The sequence below is a fragment of the Brevundimonas sp. LF-1 genome (assembly GCF_037055305.1).
Classification (GTDB): domain Bacteria; phylum Pseudomonadota; class Alphaproteobacteria; order Caulobacterales; family Caulobacteraceae; genus Brevundimonas; species Brevundimonas sanguinis.
Window position 1 is genome coordinate 1,421,415 of sequence record NZ_CP146349.1, and the last position, 15,849, is coordinate 1,437,263.

Sequence of the window (15,849 nt, forward strand, 5' to 3'; positions counted from 1 at the left end):
GCTTCGCCCCAGGAGACCATCGAGATGAAGACCATATTCGCCGCCGCCGCCGTATCCGCCCTCATGCTGACGCTAGGCGGCGCCGCTGCGGCGCAGACCACGCCGGAAACAGGACGCCAGGCGCGCATGGCCCAGTCTGCGGGTCAGCCGATCAGTCAGGCTGACTTTGTTCAGCGCCGCGTCGAGCGGTTGCGGGCCGCCGACGCCAACGGAGACGGTCAGGTAACGGCCGAGGAAATGCGCGCCCATGCTCAGGCCCGCCGCGCCGAACGTCGCGCCGCCCAGTTCGACCGTCTGGACGCCGATAAGGACGGCTCCATCAGCCGCGCCGAGTTCGTGGCGCCGGGTCCGCAGGCGCGCGGTGAAGGCCGTATGGCGAGCCATGCACGAGGCGGCATGAAGCAGGGGCGCATAGGCGGGCACGCCGCGCGCGGCGGCGCCGCTTTCCCATCGTCATCGCCGAAGCGGAGCGCAAGGCGACGGAAAGCTTCGCCCGCATGGACGCGAACAGCGACGGGATGCTGAGCGTCGAAGAGCGCCGCGCCGCCATGCAGGCGGGCCGCGCCGAGATGCGTCAGAAGCGCGAGATGCGCCGGATGCAGCGTCCGTCGGCCGAGCGCCCGCAGGGGACGGCGTCGCCTTCGGCGCCCGTTTCGGAGTAAGGTGATGTCGGGGACGGCGGCTGGACCGCTCGCCCTTGTTGCAGCCAAGCAAAGAGGCGTGATTGGCGAAGGTCGCCGACCCCGACGAGGACCTGGTGAAGCGCGTGGGCGCGGGCGATCCTGCCGCCGTTCAGGCCATGGTCGCGCGCAAGCTGCCGCGCATGTTGTCGCTCGCTCAGCGGATGCTGGGCGACGCGGCGGAGGCTGAGGACGTGGCTCAGGAGGCGATGCTCAGAGCCTGGAAACAGGCGCCGCGCTGGACGCCCGGTCAGGCGCGCTTCGACACCTGGCTGCATCGCGTGGCCCTCAACCTCTGTTACGACCGGCTGCGCCGCCGCCGCGAGATCGCGACGGACGTCATGCCTGACCATGTCGACGACGGCCCGGCGCCGGACCGGGGCCTGCTGGCCGCCGAGACGGGCGCCCAGGTTCAGGCGGCCCTGTCGCGCCTGCCCCCGCGCCAGCGCGAGGCCATCGTCCTGTGCCACTATCAGGAGCTGGGCAATATCGAGGCCGCCGCCCTGATGGAGATCAGCGTGGAGGCGCTGGAAAGCCTGTTGTCACGCGGGCGGCGGGCGTTGCGGACGGCGCTGGCGGACATCGCGCCGCAGGGCGTCGTGAAGGCGACGGGGAGATAAGGGCTGAAGATGACGACGATGGACCTGGAACGTTTTGAGCATCTGGCCGACGCCTATGGCGCGGACCTGCGCCGCTGGCCCGAAGCGGAGCGCGAGGCCGCGCGCCGGTTGTTGGTCGCCGATCCGCGCGCAGGGCGGGTTCTGGGCGAGGCGGACTTGCTGGACGCTTTTCTGGATGCCGCGCCGCGTCCGGCGCCGTCGCACGCCCTGCGCGAGTGGGTCATCGCTGATGCGGCGGGCGCCCATCTTGGGCGGCGCCGAGGGCTGTTGGGGCCGTTCGCGTGGATGTCGGGCGCAGGCTGGGCCGCCGCCGCCTGTGCGGGCGTGGCCTTCGGCATGGTGCTGACCAGTCAGATGACTGCGGAAATCCGGGCCGACACCGTCTTGTATCAGGCCAGTCTGACGGCGCCGGACGACGCTGAGATCCTGGCCGCTGGCCTGGGGGATAGGTATGAACAAGGGTCTGAAGATCGCCCTGGCGGCCTCGGTCGCGCTCAACATCTTCGCCGTTGTCGGCGGGGGCACCGCCTGGGTGCTGTCGCGCAAGGCGCAGGAGCAGGCGGCGGAAGGGCGCCGGCCGGGCCGCAGCGAGCCCGTCTGGGCCGTGGTCGAGGCCTTGCCGCCCGCCGTGCGCGATCAGGTCAAGGGCGAGCTGCGCGCCAGCGCCCTTGAGGCGCGGCCAGACTTCGAAGACGCCCGCGCCGCGCGGCGCGAGGCCATCGCCATGACGGCGTCAGACGGCTTTGACGCAGTGGCGGTCGCCGCCCTGCTGGAACGCTCGCGCGCCTCGGAGATGCGCGGGCGGGCGCGGCTGGAAGCCGGGGCCGTCGAGACTCTGGGGCGGCTGTCGGCGGCCGACAGAAAGGCCCTGGCGCCGATCCTGTCGCGTCATAAGTCGAAAGCGCGCGACAAGGGCGCGGCGTCCGACACGCAGCATCCGGCGCACAAGGCGGGCGATCCGGCGGGTGATCAGGCCGCGCGCTGAACCCGCTGAACCGGGCCGTCCACAGGCTTCATGGCGCCTTGCGGGGCTTTGACGGGCAGGTCGAACCAGACGGTGGTGCCGCGTCCCGGCTCGCTGTCGATCGTCATCCGGCCGCGATGCAGCTCGATCAGCGACTTGGTCAGGGCCAGGCCGAGACCCGTGCCCTGCGTCGATTTGGAATGCTGGCCTTCGACCTGTTCGAACGGCTGGGCCAGGCGCGCCAGGTCGTCCGCCGAGATGCCGATGCCGGTGTCGGCCACGGCGATGCGCACCGTCTCATCGTCTCTGGGAACCACGCTGACCCGCACCGCCCCGCCCTCGGGCGTGAACTTCACGGCGTTTGAGATCAGGTTCAGCAGGACCTGTTTCAGGCCCCGCTGATCGGCCTCGACGCGCAGGCCCTCCGGACAGGACAGGGCCAGCCGCAACTGGGACTCCAGGGCCTTGCCGCGCATCAGCCGCACCGCCTCGCCGCACAGCACGTCCAGCGCCACCGCCTCATAGTGCAGGGTCAGCTTGCCCGCCTCGATCTTGGCCATGTCGAGGATGTCGTTGATCAGGCTGAGCAGATGCTGGCCCGAGGCGTGGATATCGGCGGCGTAACCCTTGTAGCGGGGGTCGCCCAGCGGCCCGAACATCTCGCCCGCCATGATCTCCGAGAAGCCGTTGATGGCGTTCAGCGGCGTGCGCAGTTCATGGCTCATATTGGCCAGGAACTCGGACTTGGCGCGGTTTGCGTCTTCGGCGCGGGTCATGGCGACCTCATATTTGCGCGCGAGCAGGGACAGCTTGTCCTGGCTGGCCTCCAGCTCTTCGACCATGGCGCGCAGTTCATCGGCGGCGCGGCGGCGCTCGGCCTCCTGGCGGCGGACGACGGTGATGTCGGCGCAGATCACCACCGTGCCCCCGTCGCCGGTGAAGCGCTCAGCCATCTGCAGCCAGCGGCCGTCCTTCAGCTCGACCTCGCGCACCCCGGCGCGGCCTTCGACGGAGGGACGCTCGCTCTTGATGGCGTCGGCGGCGATGCGGTTCAGCTCGTCCTTCAGCGCGCCGCGACGAACGACGCCGGGCGGAAAGGCGAAGGCGTCCTGGAAGCCCTGATTCCACAGGATCAGCCGGCCGCGTCGGTCGAACAGGACGAAGGCGTCCGACACGCTCTCGATCGCGTCGCGCAGCCTACCCTCGGCTGCCTGGGCCTGGGCCTTGGTGCGGCGCGCGTCGGTCACGTCCAGCGCCACGCCCATCAGGCTGACGAAGGCGCCGTCGCGGCGCGGCTGGCGCGACTGGCCGCGCGCGTCGATCCAGCGGACGCCGCCCGATTTCAGCGGAATGGGGAAGGCGGCCTCGAACGCGCCGCTGACGGCGGCTTCGTCCAGGGCCTGATGCAGCACGTCGCGATAGGAGGGGTGGACGCGCTCGATCAGAGCCTGGGTCGTCAGCCGCGTGCCCTCCTCGACCTCCAGAAGGGCGGCCATATAGTCGGACAGGACCATTTCGCCGCGACTGATGTCCCACTCCCATATGCCGCAACGAGCGGCCTCGACCGCCACGCGGAAGCGCCGCTCGGTCTCGGCCCAGCGACGGCCTGCCCGCATCTGGCGGCTGTTCTGAACGGCGATGACGGCCAGCATCAGCACCACGAGCAGCAAGGGCCCGGCCAGCATCCAGGCGTCTTCCAGCCAGGCGGCCAGGCCGTGGGCCCGGGGCAGGGCGGCCACCACGGCCAGTCCGGTGTCGCCAATGGGCGCGACGGCGGCCGAGCGCGCCTGTCCGTCCGGTCCCTTGACCGCGCGGCCCGGCTCGGCCGGGGCCTGGCCCGCCGGCATGACCGACAGGGTCACGTCCTTCAGGCTGGGCTTGAGTTCGGGCAGGGGCGTGCGGGCCAGCAGGATCGCGCCGCCGCCCGCCGTGACGCTCTGGGTCATGCCGTCCTCGCCCAGTTGGACGGCGGAGATAGCGGCGGCGGGGGCGGACAGGCGCGCGCCGCTGGCGGCCAGAATCCGGCCCTGCGGGTCTACGATCATGAAGGCGGCTTCGGGCGCCAGGCCGCGCGCATGATCAAGGGCGGCGGCGGGCTGAGCGGGCGTCTGGTTCAGGGCCCGCGCGCCCGCGCGCAGGGCCAGGGCGGCGCGGTTGGCCTGGGCCTCGACCTGCGAGGCGGCAAGGCGCGCTTCAAGGCTCAGCGCTTCGATGCGGGCGGCTTCGGCCTCGCGGCGGGGCCGGTCGGCTTCGCGCAGGACCAGCAGGGCGTAAGCCACAAGCGCAATGGCGACGGCGAGCGCAAGGATGCGCGCCCAGGGAGCGGATCGCGCGCCCTGTCGGTCCGTGGCCCTGCGGCCCGGCCCATAGCTGCGCCGCTCTATGCCCTGCAAAAGGCGACCTCCTGTGCCGATTCAGCGAAGAATCTAGGCTGTGTCGCCGACTCCTGTCGAGGGTCGGCGGCCGGGAGGGGGCCTCAAGGCTGCGCTTGGCCGCTAAGCCTCGGTTTCGAAAGGCGGGGCGGCCTCGCCGGGCCCGGGTTTCGAGGCTTCGGGCGGAGGGGCGAGCACGTCGGTGATCCGACGCAGCACCGTCTGGGCCCGGCGCGCCAGGCGCACGGTCTCGGGCGGGGCGTCTTCCGGGGCCTCGGCCACCGACGCCAGCAGCTCGCGCGCCAAATCCATCAGGTCAGGCGCGGCGGCGATCAGGCGGGACTGGAACTCGATGCGCTGAGGATCGCGGTCGTATTCGGCGCCGGGCACGCGCCAGCCGCCCCAGTCGGCCTTGTCGGTGACTACGACCGGATAGCTGCCGGGGAAGGGATGGTGGGCGCAATCGGCGGCGTCCTGCCACTTGTTGCGCGCGCGGAGGATGCGCCAGTCGCCTATGGCTGTGGCCGCGCGGTCCTCAGCGGGCAGTTGCAGCTCGGCGCCGGCGATTCACGCCCCAGACCCACGTCGTAGGTGATGCGGACGGGCTCGTCGAAGCCCTTGGCCCAGACCGGATTGACCTTCTCGACCTGGGCCCACACGCCGACGCTTTCGACCCAGACCTTCTGGCCCTTCTGGAACTGGGCGCGCGCCATGCCGGTCTCTCCTGAAAATCAAAGAGGCAGCATGGCGCATCAGCTGTTATCGCGGGGTTCCGCGACATGGTTAGCGGGCATTAAAGCCGTCAGCCGGGGCGGGAAATCTCTTCCAGCGCCTCTCCGGCGTAGCGTTCCTTGACCCGCGTGGACAGGTCGCCCAGCGACACCACCCCGACCAGGCGGCCGTCCTTGTCCACCACCGGCAAGCGGCGGATCTGACGCGAGGACATAAGGTCCAGGGCGACCTTCAAATCATCGTCGGCTCGCACCACAAGGGCGTCGCGCGACAGCACGTCCAGCACTCGCGCGTCCGGCCCGGCCCCCGACGCTACGCCGCGCACGACGATATCGCGGTCGGTCAGGGCGCCGATCAGCCGGTCGCCGTCGGCCACCGGGATAAAGCCGAAGTCGCCCGCCGCCATCCGTCCGGCGACGGCCTGCAGGGTGTCTTCGGGGCGGGCGACCTGCACGTCCTTGCTCATCACGTCGCGAATCTTCATGGCGTTCTCCCGGTGAAAGGGGCTCGTGGCGGCCCTGCGGGGAAACCCGCGCGCGAGGCGTGCAGTTCCACCGCAGGCGTGTTGGCGACGTCCGCCAGGACGCCCGCTATCGTAATCGATCGCGGCGCGCCCAATATGTTAGCGGAGGCGCAGCCTGGCGGCCGAGCTTGTGTGTGATAGGCAGGGGGCCGACGCGCCCTGCGTCAGGCGAACCGGTGAAATAAAAGGCGGACTGATCGGGCATGGCGAACATCGACCTGGCTAAGCGGGCTTATGACCACGGCTGGCGCCTGGACCCCATCGTGCGCAGCCTGCTGGACACCGACTTCTACAAGCTGCTGATGCTGCAGCTGATCTGGCGGCGGTTCCGCGACGTGCCGGTGACGTTCTCGGTCATCAACCGCACGACTTCGGTGCGCCTGGCCGAAGAGGTGGACGAGGCCGAACTGCGCGCCCAGCTGGACCACGCCCGCTCCTTGCGCTTCACCAACCGCGAGCTGATCTGGCTGGGCGGCAACACCTTCTATGGGGTGAAGCAGATCTTCAGCCCTGATTTCCTGGCGTGGCTGGCCGAGTATCGTCTGCCGGAATACGACCTCTCGCGCAGCGCCGACGGCCAATACCGACTCGAGTTTTCGGGGAGCTGGGCCGATGTCAGCCTGTGGGAAATCCCCGCCCTGTCGATCCTGAACGAGCTGCGCAGCCGCCGGGCCTTGCGCCGAATGGGCCGGTTCGAACTGGACATCCTCTATTCGCGCGCCAAGACCAAGCTGTGGAGCAAGATCGAGCGCCTGCGACAGCTGGAGCCGCTGTCCCTGTCCGACTTCGAACGCGCCGCCGCCACGGCTTCCTGTGGCAGGGCTGGTGCGTCGAAGCGCTGAAGGAGGGGCTGGGAAGCGCCTTCATCGGCACCTCCAACGTCCTGCTGGCCATGAACAACGACCTTGAGGCCATCGGCACCAACGGCCACGAACTGCCGATGGTGCTGGCGGCGATGGCGGGCGAGGACGAGGCGGCTCTGCGCGCCGCGCCCTATCGCGTGCTGGAGGAATGGCGCGCCGCCTATAACGGCAATCTGCTGATCGCCCTGCCGGACGCCTTCGGCACGCAGGCGTTTCTGGATGATGCGCCCGACTGGCTGGCCGACTGGAAGGGCTTCCGCCCCGATTCCGCCCCGCCGATCGAGGGCGGCGAGATCATCATGAAGTGGTGGGCGTCCAAGGGCCGCGACCCGCGCGAACGACTGCTGGTCCTGGCCGATGGGCTGGACGTGGACGGCATCGAGGCGGCCCACGCCCACTTCAAGGGCCGGGTGCGCACCAGCTTCGGCTGGGGCACCAATCTGACCAACGACTTCCGCGACTGCGCGCCGGTCGAGGCGCCTGAACTTCTGCCCCTGTCGCTGGTGTGCAAGGTGACGCAGGCGGCGGGCCGCCCGGCGGTCAAGCTGTCGGACAATGTCGAAAAGGCCACCGGCGACCGCGCCGAGATCGAACGCTATCTGCGCGTCTTCGGCGAGGCGGGACGGGGGCGGCAGGCCGTGCGCGTCTGAACGGAACCGCCAAGCTTGGCTGGGCATTGACTCGCCAGCGGCCGTGGACGCGGCCCTTACCCAGCAGGACGCCCCTCATGACCACCTATAACGTCGGCTACATCATCGGCAGCCTGGCCAAGGGCTCGATCAACCGCAAACTGGCCAAGGCGCTGGTTCGATTGGCGCCGGACAAGCTGAACATGAGCGAGATCAGCTTCGCCGACCTGCCGCTCTATTCCTCTGACTACGACGCCGACTATCCGGCCGTCGCCAACGACTTCAAGGCGGCGATCAAGGGCTCCGACGCCATCCTGATCGTCACGCCGGAATACAACCGCTCCATCCCCGGCGGGCTGAAGAACGCGCTGGACTGGGCCAGCCGGCCCTATGGGACCAACGTCTTCAAGAACAAGCCGACGGCGGTCATCGGCGCTCGCCCGGCGCCATCGGCACGGCGGTCGGTCAACAGGCCCTGCGCCCGATCCTGGGCTTCCTCCAGGCCCCGCAGATGAACGCGGTCGAGGCCTACATCCAGTTCAAGCCAGACCTGATCGACGATGACGGAAACGTCAGCGTCCCCGGCACCGAACAGTTCCTGCGCGACTATATGGAAGCCTTCCACCAGCATATGGCGCGGGTGCTGACCGTCCTGCCGAGAGACGCCTGAGGGGGCGTCAGGCGTCCAGCGACCAGACCCGCGTGCGCTTGACCTCCTGGTCCTCCAGCTCGCGCGTCGTGGGCACCCGGTATTCCGCCAGCAGGCTGAGGCCTTCCTTAGGGAAATAGGTGCGGCCGGGGTCGCCGACCAACACGCTTGCCCCGGCTGAGCGCGCCTGCTTCAGCCATGCCAGCATCGCCTGCGCCATCGGCCCCTCATAGAAAACGTCCCCGGCGCAGATCAGGTCGAACGACGCAGGCGGCGCCTCCAGCAGATTGTCGGCGGTGAAGGCGATCTGGACCCCGTTGGCCTGCGCGTTCGCGGCCACGGCGGCGGCGCAGAAGGGGTCGATGTCGGCGGCCAGGACCGAGGCGGCGCCGGCCTTCATCGCCGCGATCGCCACCAGGCCCGATCCAGCGGCCAGGTCCAGCACCCGCCGCCCCGCCACAGCTTCCGGATGATCCAGCAGCCAGCGCGCCAGCGCCTGTCCGCCCGCCCAGGCGAAGGCCCAGAACGGGGGCGGCAGGCCCATCTCGCCCAGCTCTTCTTCCGTCAGGCGCCAGATGGGCGTGACCTCGTCTGCCAGCCACAGGGAAATCTCGGGCGTATGCGAAACGGGCTGAAGACGGGTGTTGTCGCGAATGAAACGGGCAGGGTCGGCGATGCGCCTAGTCGAGCTCACGGGCGCCCTCGACGACGGCCTGATAGACCAGCGACCGGTCCGGCCCGCGCGTCATGTGCAGCAGCACCCAGGTCGAACCCTTGCGCGCCACGATCACTCTGACCTGATCGTTGAACACGCCGTCGGCGAACCCGGCCGGGGCCACGGTGTCGCTCAGAAGGATCAAGGCGCTCATGCCGGAACCGCAGCGGGCGATGCCGGTGCAGGCGAAGACGGTCTCATAACCGCCCTCGCGCAGGGCGTCTTCATAATGCCGCGCCATGTCGATCGGCGCGACGGCAGGGCGCACCACATAGTCCAGGTGGCTGATCTGGCCCTGCATGCGAAGGGCGTCTTCAGAAGCGGCGCCTTCGGCCACGGCGGCGGTCGGCAAGGTGATCTCTGCCACCGACAACTGCCGCCAGGCGCGAATGCGCGCCCCGTCCAGGCGCGGCAGGTCCTTGTAGTCGCGGGCGCCGCGCACGTCTTCCGCGTGAAATGGCGCGGGGGCGGAGGCGACCGCTGAAAGCGGCGCGGCTGTCGACAGGAAAGCGGCGACGAGGGCGGGGAGACTACGCATGAGGGCAAGCTAGGGGCGCCGAAGCCTCTGGCAATAAAGTCAGCACAGGCTGATAAAAAGTCAGGTTGACATGACATGAGGGTGGTGTCAGGTTTCCGTGACATAAAGTCAGGAGCACCTGCTATGCCGGCCCTTTCCAAGCAACACACTCCGGCGGGACGCCGCTACGTCCTGCGCACGTTCGGCTTTATGGCGGCCTATGTGGCGATCTGCGTGGCGATGATGACCACGGACCTGTTCGATGGCGTCATCGGCAGGCCTGTCGGTTGGGCGCTCGCCGCTATGGTCGTCGCCCCCGTGGTGGGGCAAATCTGGGCCACCCTGGCCCTGATGCGCGAGAGCGACGAGTTCGTGCGTATGGTCACGGCCAAGCAGTTCATCATCGCCTCCGGCCTGGCGATGGCGGTCGCAACCTTCTGGGGCTTCGGGGAGAGTTTCGCCGGGGCGCCGCATTTGCCGGCCTGGCTGATCTATCCGCTGTTCTGGGCTGCGTTCGGCCTGGTCTCGCCCTTCATCCGGTCGTCGAACTGATGAAGAACAAGCTGAAACTGCTGCGCGCCGAGAGGAACTGGACCCAGGAGCAGTTGGGTCAGGCACTGGGCGTGTCGCGCCAGGCGGTCAATGCGCTGGAGACTGAAAAGCACGACCCATCTCTGGACCTGGCCTATCGCATCGCCGCCCTGTTCGAACAGCCGGTCGAGGACATCTTCGAGAACCCGCACGCCTGACACGTAAAGTCAGGATAACCTTACTTCATAATCGCCCGCGTCACCGTCATCCGGGGAGACGTGGACGCACGACGACGGCGCCGGGCGTGACGCTGAAGCGCGTCGACGACGCCCGGCGCTTCACCATGATCGACCAACCGGAACGATTGGGCGCCCTGATCAGGCGGCCGGCGCTTTCAGGCGCAAGTCCTCGGTCACGTCGCCTGCCTTGGTCGGGGCGCCTGCGAACTCGCCGGCATACTCTGGCGACAGGGCGCTCTGGAAAGCCGACAGCGGCAAGGTCAGGTAGTAGGCGCCCTCGACATAGGGACCGACCGCATAGGCGTCCAGCAGGAAGGTCAGGCCCCCGCCTTGCCCGGCGTGGAGCCCGGAGCCAGCGTCACGGCCACGTCCTTCAGCTTGGGACAGGTCCACGTTCCGCTGGTGGTCGAGACGGGCGTGGCGCCGGGGCGTTTGGTCTTGGCGGTGTTCACCGCCTGGCACAGGGCGCGCTCCAGATTGGTCTTGTCGGCCTTGTCGGCGAACAGGTCGGCGGCGGCGATGCGGCGGCCTTCGCTCTTGTCCCACAGCAGGCCGGTGGCGACCGTGTTCGGGTGGGCGCCGCCCGAATAGTCGAAGTCGGTCCGCATCAGGCTGAACAGGCGGCCGGTCTCGATCGGGGCGCCGTAGACGATGGTCTTCTCATAGGGGGCATGCCTTCGGGCGAGCCGGCCTCGGTGCGGTCGGCCTGAGCGCCCTCGGCGTATTCCTTCAGCTTGGCCACCTCGTCGCGGTACAGCGGGGTGTACAGCGCCGGATAGGACAGCACGGCCTCCGGCAGGCTCAGGCTGACCTTGGCGTAGGGCGTGGCGCTGTCGTACTTCAGCGGCCCTTCGACGGCGTGGGCGGAGGCGGCCGGCGCGGCCGGGGCCTCCTTCTTCTCATTGCGCTGGCACGCTGCGAGCGAGGCCGCGACGGCGGCGGTGACGAGAAGGACGCGAAGGGGGCGCGAAGGGATCATGCCGGGCTCCTTTGGAACGGTTCGATCAGAAAGCTAGGCCGTTGAACGCTATGGCGGCCAGAAGGATCAACCCCGCATCGCGATTTGATTTGAAAAGACGCAGGGACAGCTTCGGATCGTCCGGCCGCAACCGCCGCACCTGCCAGACGAAATGCAGGGCGTAGAGCGCCAGACCGACATAGAAGACCGGCCCTAGGCCCGCGACGTAGCCCGCCGCGCCCGCCAGGGCCACGGCCAGGATGTAAAAGACGGCCACGCCTTCCTTCACCTTGCCGCCCAGCGCTCGCGCCGAGGACTTCACCCCGGCCATGACGTCGTCCTCGATGTCCTGCAGCGCGTAGATGGTGTCGTAACCCAGGGTCCAGAACAGCCCGCCCGCATAGAGCAGCCCCGCCGACAGGGCCAGGTTCCCCATGCGGTTCAGACCCTCGGCCATCCAGTAGCTGTCGCCGCTGAGCTTGACCTGCAGCACATAGAGCCAGCCGAGCGCGAACAGCCCGCCCGTCGCGGCGGCGAAGCCCAGCAGGGCGCCCCAGTTGAAGGTCAGGCCCAGCCACGCCTGCGGCCACCAGGTGATGCGCTTCATGAAGGGATAGGCCGCCACCAGCCCCAGCGACAGGGCGCCCAGCAGCACCGACATCAGGTTCATCGTCAGCAGGATGCACAGGCTGACGAGGCTGAGGCCGCCGACGAAGGCCCACGCCTGCTTGACGCTGATCTGGCCTGCCGGAATAGGCCGCAAAGCGGTGCGCGCCACCTGGGCGTCGAAGTCGCGGTCGACGATGTCGTTCACCGCACAGCCCGCCCCGCGCATCAGGGCGGCGCCGATGGCGAAGCCGACGACCAGCCACAGCTCATAGCCGCCGAACGGCCGGTCGTACTGGTTCAGCGCCAGCATGATCCCCTGCCATCCAGGCAGCAGCAGCAGCCACGTCCCGATCGGCCGGTCGAAGCGGCCCAGCTTCAGCCAGGGCTTCAGACGCTCGGGCGCATGCCGATCGACCCAGTTCTGGCCAGCGGCGTCGGGAAGCGGGGCTGTGTTCATGCCTCTGGTCTTAGCCTCCAAGGCGGCGCCGGGTGAAGAGGCTGCGTCAGATCGCCGTTGCGTAAGGTCTTTCACCGGCCAGACAGGCGAGGGGATCGGAGAGGGCGGGCTTGCGCGCCCGAGCCGTCCAGATCAGGGTCGTGACCGGAGAACAGCAGCCGGGCGGACAGGACGGATGACGACGCGCTCAAGAGCCCCTTTACCGTGGCTGCTGCTTTTGACTTGGATGGTGCTGCTGGGGGCGGCCGTCGGGGGCTTTCTGACGGGGGAGTTCAGCGTCACCTTCGTCGGCGTCGGGACCTTCCTGCTTACCCTGGTTCCCTTCTGGCTGGCGCCGCGCGTGGGGCTGAATCTGCCGATCGGCTTCGTCACCGCCATCGCCGTCTTCCTGTGCGCCACCCTGTTCCTGGGCGAACTGGGCGATTTCTACGAGCGCTACTGGTGGTGGGACGTGGTGCTGCACGGCGGTTCGGCCGTGGCCTTCGGCCTGGTCGGCGCCCTGCTGATGCTGATGCTGGTGCAGGGAAGCCAGCTGAAGGCGGCGCCCTGACGGTGGCCTTCTTCGCCTTCTGCTTCGCCGTGACCATCGGCGCCCTGTGGGAGATCTGGGAGTTCATGCTGGACCAGGTGTTCGGCCTCAACACCCAGAAGTCCGGCCTGGTCGACACCATGTGGGATCTGATCGTCGACACTGTCGGCGCCCTGATCGGGGCGGGCGCCGGCTGGGCCTATCTGAAAGGGCGCGAAGGCGGGCCGCTGGTGCGGGCCATGCGCGCCTTCATCGACAGGAACCGGCGTCTGTTCGGCGGCTGACGACGCCTATTGCGCCAGTCGCCCCTGCGCCGCATCGGCGGAGAAGACGACCGCAGGGTCCGGTTCGCGGCATTCCAGACCGGGCCGGTCCAGACGGCGCAGGACGTGGCGCATGATGTTCAGCCGCGCTGTCTTCTTCTTGTCAGTCGCCACTACGGTCCAGGGGGCATAGTCGACATGGGTGCGATTCAGCATTTCATCGCGTGCGGCGGAATAGGCGCTCCAGCGGGCCTGAGCCTCGGCGTCCAGGGCTGAGACCTTGAAACGCTTCAGCGGATGGTCGACGCGCTCCTCCAGACGCCGGGCTTGTTCGTCGCGGCTGATGTCCAGCCACAGCTTGATCAGCAGGGTCCCCGACTGGCTCAGCATCCGCTCGAAATGCGGAGCGTCGTGCAAAAAGCGCTCATGTTGCGCAGGCGTGCAGAAACCCATGACCGGCTCCACCCCGGCCCGGTTGTACCAAGAGCGGTTGAAGATCACGATTTCCCCCGCCGCCGGCAGATGGGCGGCGTAGCGCTGGAAATACCATTGGGTCGTCTCGCGCTCGGTCGGCTTGGGCAGGGCGACCACCCGCGTCTGGCGCGGCGCCATATACTCGGTCATCCGCTTGATCGCCCCGTCCTTGCCGGCGGCGTCGCGCCCTTCGAAGACGATGACGACCTTCAGCCCCTGTTCGATGGCCCAGGCCTGGGTCTCGACCATCTGGATCTGCAGGGCTTCGAGGATGTCGGCATAGTCGTCCTTGGCCATCGGCGTGTCCCTGTGTCGTGATGTATCGACCTTGCGGCCATTTCGCCGGACGCGCCAGAGGCGGCCGGCTTGAAGGATCAACGCGCGGTTCGATGCATTGGCCCCTATGGCGACGCGTGCGACCCCTGTTGCGGATCTGTGGAGCGGACTCTGGGCGGCGATCCTGGCCGCCTGCGGCTTGTTCGCGCTCGTGGACGCCTTCGCGCCGGCTCAGGACCTCCCTGGAAGCCTCTGGACCTGCGTCAGCCGATCGGCGCGGCGACCGCCGCCAAGCTCGCGGCGTTGGAGGTGTCCGACGCGGACACGGCGCAACGCGCCGATCAACTGACGGCTCAATGCCTGACCCTGCTGCGGCAAGCCGGCGTGACCGCGTCGCGGGTCCCGGATCAGGATGACGGCGGCTTCTGTGTGGTGCGCGGCGCGGTCAGGATTTCCGGCGGCGAGCAGACGCCGCTCAATCCGGCGGGGGTGGTCATGCGCTGCCCCATGGCCGCGCGTCTGCTTCTGTGGGATCGCGAGACAGTGCAGCCGGCGTCGCGCGACATCCTTGGGTCGCAGGCGGCGCGGATCGACAACCTGGGGACCTTCGCCTGCCGCCGGGTCTATGGCTCGCGCGATGCGGCCGCGCGGCCCAGCCAGCATGCGCGCGCCAACGCCCTGGACGTCAGCGGGGTAAGGCTTTCGGATGGCCGCCGGGTGTCGGTAGCGGAGGATTGGGACGGTTTGGGGCCGACGGGACGCGAAGGCGCAATCTTTCTTCGGCGTCTGCGCGACGGCGGGTGCAAGTTGTTCAAAAATGTCCTGACGCCGGACTATAATGCTGCGCATGGGGACCACTTTCATCTAGACGCCGCCGCCACAGGCGTGTGCGCAAGGACCCGAGATTAACTGTAAAGGCCGTCGTTCCAGATTCGCTTTACAGTTGACCGCTGTGGATAGTCGGGTGACAACATCGGCGCAGTCCGGATTTCACGTGGGGTCCAAACCCGCGTCTTGCTCCTTCGCCTGAACGAGCTTGTCCAGATGGGCTGACGGGCGATCCTGCAAGGACGTCCGCCTGGAAAAGCGCGTTTACGGAGACGCAATATGGCGACCGGCACGGTCAAGTGGTTCAACCCCACCAAGGGCTTCGGCTTCATTCAACCCGACACCGGCGGCTCGGACGTTTTCGTCCACATCACCGCCGTTCAGAAGGCTGGTCTGGTGGGCCTCGATGAAAACGCCAAGGTCGAATACGAGCTGGAAACCCAGCGCGGCAAGACCTCGGCTGTGGACCTCAAGGTTCTCTAAGGCCAAGAATCCTAACGGATTCTAAGAAGAGACGCGGAGGGCGACCTTCGCGTCTTTTTTGTTGGGCGCTTGTCGCGAACTCAGGGCGTCAGCTCCGCGCGGAGGCGATCCGGCGTCAGGCCGCCGGCCCGCAGCTCGGCCAGGGTGACGGAGCGGTCGCGCTTGGCGTAGCGGCGCCCGTCCGGCCCGACCAGCAGGCGGTGGTGGCGATAAACGGGCGCGGGCCAGCCCATCAGGGCTTGCATCAACCGCTGGATGTGGGTGGCCTCGAACAGGTCCTGCCCGCGAATGACATGGCTGACCTTCTGCAGGGCGTCGTCGTGCGTCACCGCCAGATGATAGGCCGTTCCCGCGTCCTTGCGGGCCAGCACGACGTCGCCCGCCGTCTCCGGCCGCGCCTTGATGCGCCCGCTTTCGCCGTCGGGGCCTGAGCCTTCCTCGATGAAGTTCAAGCCGTCCCAGGCGGCGCCGCCCAGCGCCTCCCTGGCGCGATCCAGCGACAGCCGCCAGGCGAAGGGGCGTCCCTCAGCCAGCAGGCGCGCTTCCTCGTCGGCCGGGTGCGGGCCGGGCCGGGCAGCCTCGGCGGGGCCGTGGGGCGCATCGCTGATGGCGTCCAATATCTCCTTGCGGGTGCGGAAACAGCGGTAGAGCAGGCCGCGCCGGTCCAGCGCCTCCACCACGGCGGCGTAGTCGGTCAGGTGATCGGACTGACGCCGCACCGGCGTCTCCCAATCCAGCCCCAGCCAGGCCAGATCCTCGAAGATCCCGACCTCGAACTCGGGCCGACATCGCGTCGGGTCGATGTCCTCGATCCGCAGCAGGAAGCGCCCGCCCGCATCCTTCGCCGCCCGCCAGGCCGTCAGGGCCGAGAAGGCATGGCCCTTGTGCAGACGGCCGGTAGGTGAAGGGGCGAAACGGGTGACGAACATGGCGTCGGC

General features: G+C 68.6%; 24 protein-coding genes and 1 pseudogene. 13 read left to right on the forward strand and 12 right to left on the reverse strand.

Annotated features, from left to right (window positions below):
* Positions 1 to 72 precede the first annotated feature (72 nt).
* Positions 73 to 423, reverse strand: coding sequence for a hypothetical protein (locus V8F63_RS07690; protein WP_392354950.1), 351 nt, complete (start codon positions 421 to 423; stop codon positions 73 to 75).
* A 74-nt stretch (positions 424 to 497) separates the two neighbouring features.
* Here V8F63_RS07690 and V8F63_RS07695 point away from each other — a divergent pair, with 74 nt between their 5' ends.
* From V8F63_RS07695 to V8F63_RS07705, 3 genes are all read left to right on the forward strand, one after another.
* Positions 498 to 662, forward strand: coding sequence for a hypothetical protein (locus tag V8F63_RS07695; protein WP_392354951.1), 165 nt, complete (start codon positions 498 to 500; stop codon positions 660 to 662).
* A gap of 62 nt (positions 663 to 724) precedes the next feature.
* Entirely contained in the window at positions 725 to 1,300 is a 576-nt protein-coding gene (locus V8F63_RS07700; RefSeq protein ID WP_303703074.1) for an RNA polymerase sigma factor, read from the forward strand.
* Between the two features lie 451 nt (positions 1,301 to 1,751).
* Entirely contained in the window at positions 1,752 to 2,285 is a 534-nt protein-coding gene (locus tag V8F63_RS07705; protein WP_278070438.1) for a periplasmic heavy metal sensor, read from the forward strand.
* Here the strand turns inward: V8F63_RS07705 and V8F63_RS07710 are convergent.
* The 3 genes and pseudogenes from V8F63_RS07710 to V8F63_RS07720 form a co-directional block, all read right to left on the reverse strand.
* Entirely contained in the window at positions 2,270 to 4,657 is a 2,388-nt protein-coding gene (locus V8F63_RS07710; protein WP_392354952.1) for an ATP-binding protein, read from the reverse strand. The genes V8F63_RS07705 and V8F63_RS07710 overlap by 16 nt on opposite strands.
* Before the next feature lie 102 nt (positions 4,658 to 4,759).
* Positions 4,760 to 5,349 (reverse strand): annotated as a pseudogene (locus tag V8F63_RS07715) (hypothetical protein).
* A gap of 89 nt (positions 5,350 to 5,438) precedes the next feature.
* Positions 5,439 to 5,852 carry a CBS domain-containing protein gene (locus tag V8F63_RS07720; RefSeq protein ID WP_134582385.1) on the reverse strand — a complete coding sequence of 138 codons (414 nt, stop codon included), beginning with the start codon at positions 5,850 to 5,852 and terminating at the stop codon, positions 5,439 to 5,441.
* A 242-nt stretch (positions 5,853 to 6,094) separates the two neighbouring features.
* Between V8F63_RS07720 and V8F63_RS07725 the strand changes: the two genes are divergently transcribed.
* The 4 genes from V8F63_RS07725 (at position 6,095) to V8F63_RS07740 (ending at position 8,053) form a co-directional block, all read left to right on the forward strand.
* Positions 6,095 to 6,733, forward strand: a complete 639-nt coding sequence (locus tag V8F63_RS07725) for a hypothetical protein (protein ID WP_392354953.1) — start codon at positions 6,095 to 6,097, stop codon at positions 6,731 to 6,733.
* Positions 6,625 to 7,404: a hypothetical protein gene (locus V8F63_RS07730; RefSeq protein ID WP_392354954.1), complete on the forward strand. Its 780-nt coding sequence runs from the start codon at positions 6,625 to 6,627 to the stop codon at positions 7,402 to 7,404. The genes V8F63_RS07725 and V8F63_RS07730 overlap by 109 nt, the downstream gene beginning before the upstream one ends.
* Before the next feature lie 77 nt (positions 7,405 to 7,481).
* Complete coding sequence (locus tag V8F63_RS07735; protein WP_392354955.1) at positions 7,482 to 7,898, forward strand: NADPH-dependent FMN reductase; 417 nt, start codon at positions 7,482 to 7,484, stop codon at positions 7,896 to 7,898.
* Complete coding sequence (locus V8F63_RS07740; protein WP_392354956.1) at positions 7,895 to 8,053, forward strand: hypothetical protein; 159 nt, start codon at positions 7,895 to 7,897, stop codon at positions 8,051 to 8,053. The genes V8F63_RS07735 and V8F63_RS07740 overlap by 4 nt, the downstream gene beginning before the upstream one ends.
* A 7-nt stretch (positions 8,054 to 8,060) precedes the next feature.
* Here the strand turns inward: V8F63_RS07740 and V8F63_RS07745 are convergent, their stop codons facing one another.
* The gene (locus V8F63_RS07745; protein ID WP_303705801.1) at positions 8,061 to 8,726 is read right to left on the reverse strand and encodes a methyltransferase; all 666 of its coding nucleotides are present in this window, start codon (positions 8,724 to 8,726) and stop codon (positions 8,061 to 8,063) included.
* Positions 8,713 to 9,285 (reverse strand): hypothetical protein, encoded by a 573-nt coding sequence (locus tag V8F63_RS07750; protein WP_392354957.1) that lies wholly within the window; start codon positions 9,283 to 9,285, stop codon positions 8,713 to 8,715. The genes V8F63_RS07745 and V8F63_RS07750 overlap by 14 nt, the downstream gene beginning before the upstream one ends.
* Before the next feature lie 123 nt (positions 9,286 to 9,408).
* Here V8F63_RS07750 and V8F63_RS07755 point away from each other — a divergent pair, with 123 nt between their 5' ends.
* Positions 9,409 to 9,816 carry a hypothetical protein gene (locus V8F63_RS07755; protein WP_392354958.1) on the forward strand — a complete coding sequence of 136 codons (408 nt, stop codon included), beginning with the start codon at positions 9,409 to 9,411 and terminating at the stop codon, positions 9,814 to 9,816.
* Complete coding sequence (locus V8F63_RS07760; protein WP_025978509.1) at positions 9,816 to 10,013, forward strand: helix-turn-helix transcriptional regulator; 198 nt, start codon at positions 9,816 to 9,818, stop codon at positions 10,011 to 10,013. Before V8F63_RS07755 ends, V8F63_RS07760 begins: the two co-directional genes overlap by 1 nt.
* Positions 10,014 to 10,172: 159 nt before the next feature.
* On the opposite strand, the gene V8F63_RS07765 is transcribed toward V8F63_RS07760, so the two are convergent.
* From V8F63_RS07765 to V8F63_RS07780, 4 genes are read right to left on the reverse strand one after another with little or no spacing between them, the layout of a single operon-like run.
* Positions 10,173 to 10,427, reverse strand: a complete 255-nt coding sequence (locus tag V8F63_RS07765) for a hypothetical protein (RefSeq protein WP_392354959.1) — start codon at positions 10,425 to 10,427, stop codon at positions 10,173 to 10,175.
* Positions 10,352 to 10,642, reverse strand: a complete 291-nt coding sequence (locus tag V8F63_RS07770; RefSeq protein WP_392354960.1) for a hypothetical protein — start codon at positions 10,640 to 10,642, stop codon at positions 10,352 to 10,354. Before V8F63_RS07770 ends, V8F63_RS07765 begins: the two co-directional genes overlap by 76 nt.
* Positions 10,642 to 11,013: a hypothetical protein gene (locus V8F63_RS07775; RefSeq protein WP_392354961.1), complete on the reverse strand. Its 372-nt coding sequence runs from the start codon at positions 11,011 to 11,013 to the stop codon at positions 10,642 to 10,644. Before V8F63_RS07775 ends, V8F63_RS07770 begins: the two co-directional genes overlap by 1 nt.
* A gap of 25 nt (positions 11,014 to 11,038) precedes the next feature.
* Positions 11,039 to 12,058: a UbiA family prenyltransferase gene (locus V8F63_RS07780; RefSeq protein ID WP_313633927.1), complete on the reverse strand. Its 1,020-nt coding sequence runs from the start codon at positions 12,056 to 12,058 to the stop codon at positions 11,039 to 11,041.
* 226 nt (positions 12,059 to 12,284) lie between these two features.
* On the opposite strand from V8F63_RS07780, the gene V8F63_RS07785 reads away from it, so the two are divergent.
* Together V8F63_RS07785 and V8F63_RS07790 are read left to right on the forward strand one after the other, a co-directional pair.
* On the forward strand, positions 12,285 to 12,608 hold the full coding sequence (locus V8F63_RS07785; protein ID WP_392354962.1) for a hypothetical protein: 324 nt from the start codon (positions 12,285 to 12,287) through the stop codon (positions 12,606 to 12,608).
* Between the two features lie 2 nt (positions 12,609 to 12,610).
* The gene (locus V8F63_RS07790; RefSeq protein WP_392354963.1) at positions 12,611 to 12,871 is read left to right on the forward strand and encodes a hypothetical protein; all 261 of its coding nucleotides are present in this window, start codon (positions 12,611 to 12,613) and stop codon (positions 12,869 to 12,871) included.
* Between the two features lie 6 nt (positions 12,872 to 12,877).
* Here the strand turns inward: V8F63_RS07790 and ppk2 are convergent, their stop codons facing one another.
* Positions 12,878 to 13,621 (reverse strand): polyphosphate kinase 2, encoded by a 744-nt coding sequence (gene ppk2, locus V8F63_RS07795; RefSeq protein ID WP_392354964.1) that lies wholly within the window; start codon positions 13,619 to 13,621, stop codon positions 12,878 to 12,880.
* 288 nt (positions 13,622 to 13,909) lie between these two features.
* Between ppk2 and V8F63_RS07800 the strand changes: the two genes are divergently transcribed.
* Entirely contained in the window at positions 13,910 to 14,509 is a 600-nt protein-coding gene (locus V8F63_RS07800; protein ID WP_392354965.1) for an extensin family protein, read from the forward strand.
* Positions 14,510 to 14,707: 198 nt separating this feature from the next.
* Positions 14,708 to 14,911 (forward strand): cold-shock protein, encoded by a 204-nt coding sequence (locus V8F63_RS07805; RefSeq protein ID WP_003170380.1) that lies wholly within the window; start codon positions 14,708 to 14,710, stop codon positions 14,909 to 14,911.
* 80 nt (positions 14,912 to 14,991) lie between these two features.
* Here the strand turns inward: V8F63_RS07805 and gluQRS are convergent, their stop codons facing one another.
* A complete protein-coding gene (gene gluQRS, locus V8F63_RS07810; RefSeq protein ID WP_392354966.1) occupies positions 14,992 to 15,840 on the reverse strand; it encodes a tRNA glutamyl-Q(34) synthetase GluQRS in 849 nt (282 codons plus the stop codon).
* Positions 15,841 to 15,849: the final 9 nt, after the last annotated feature.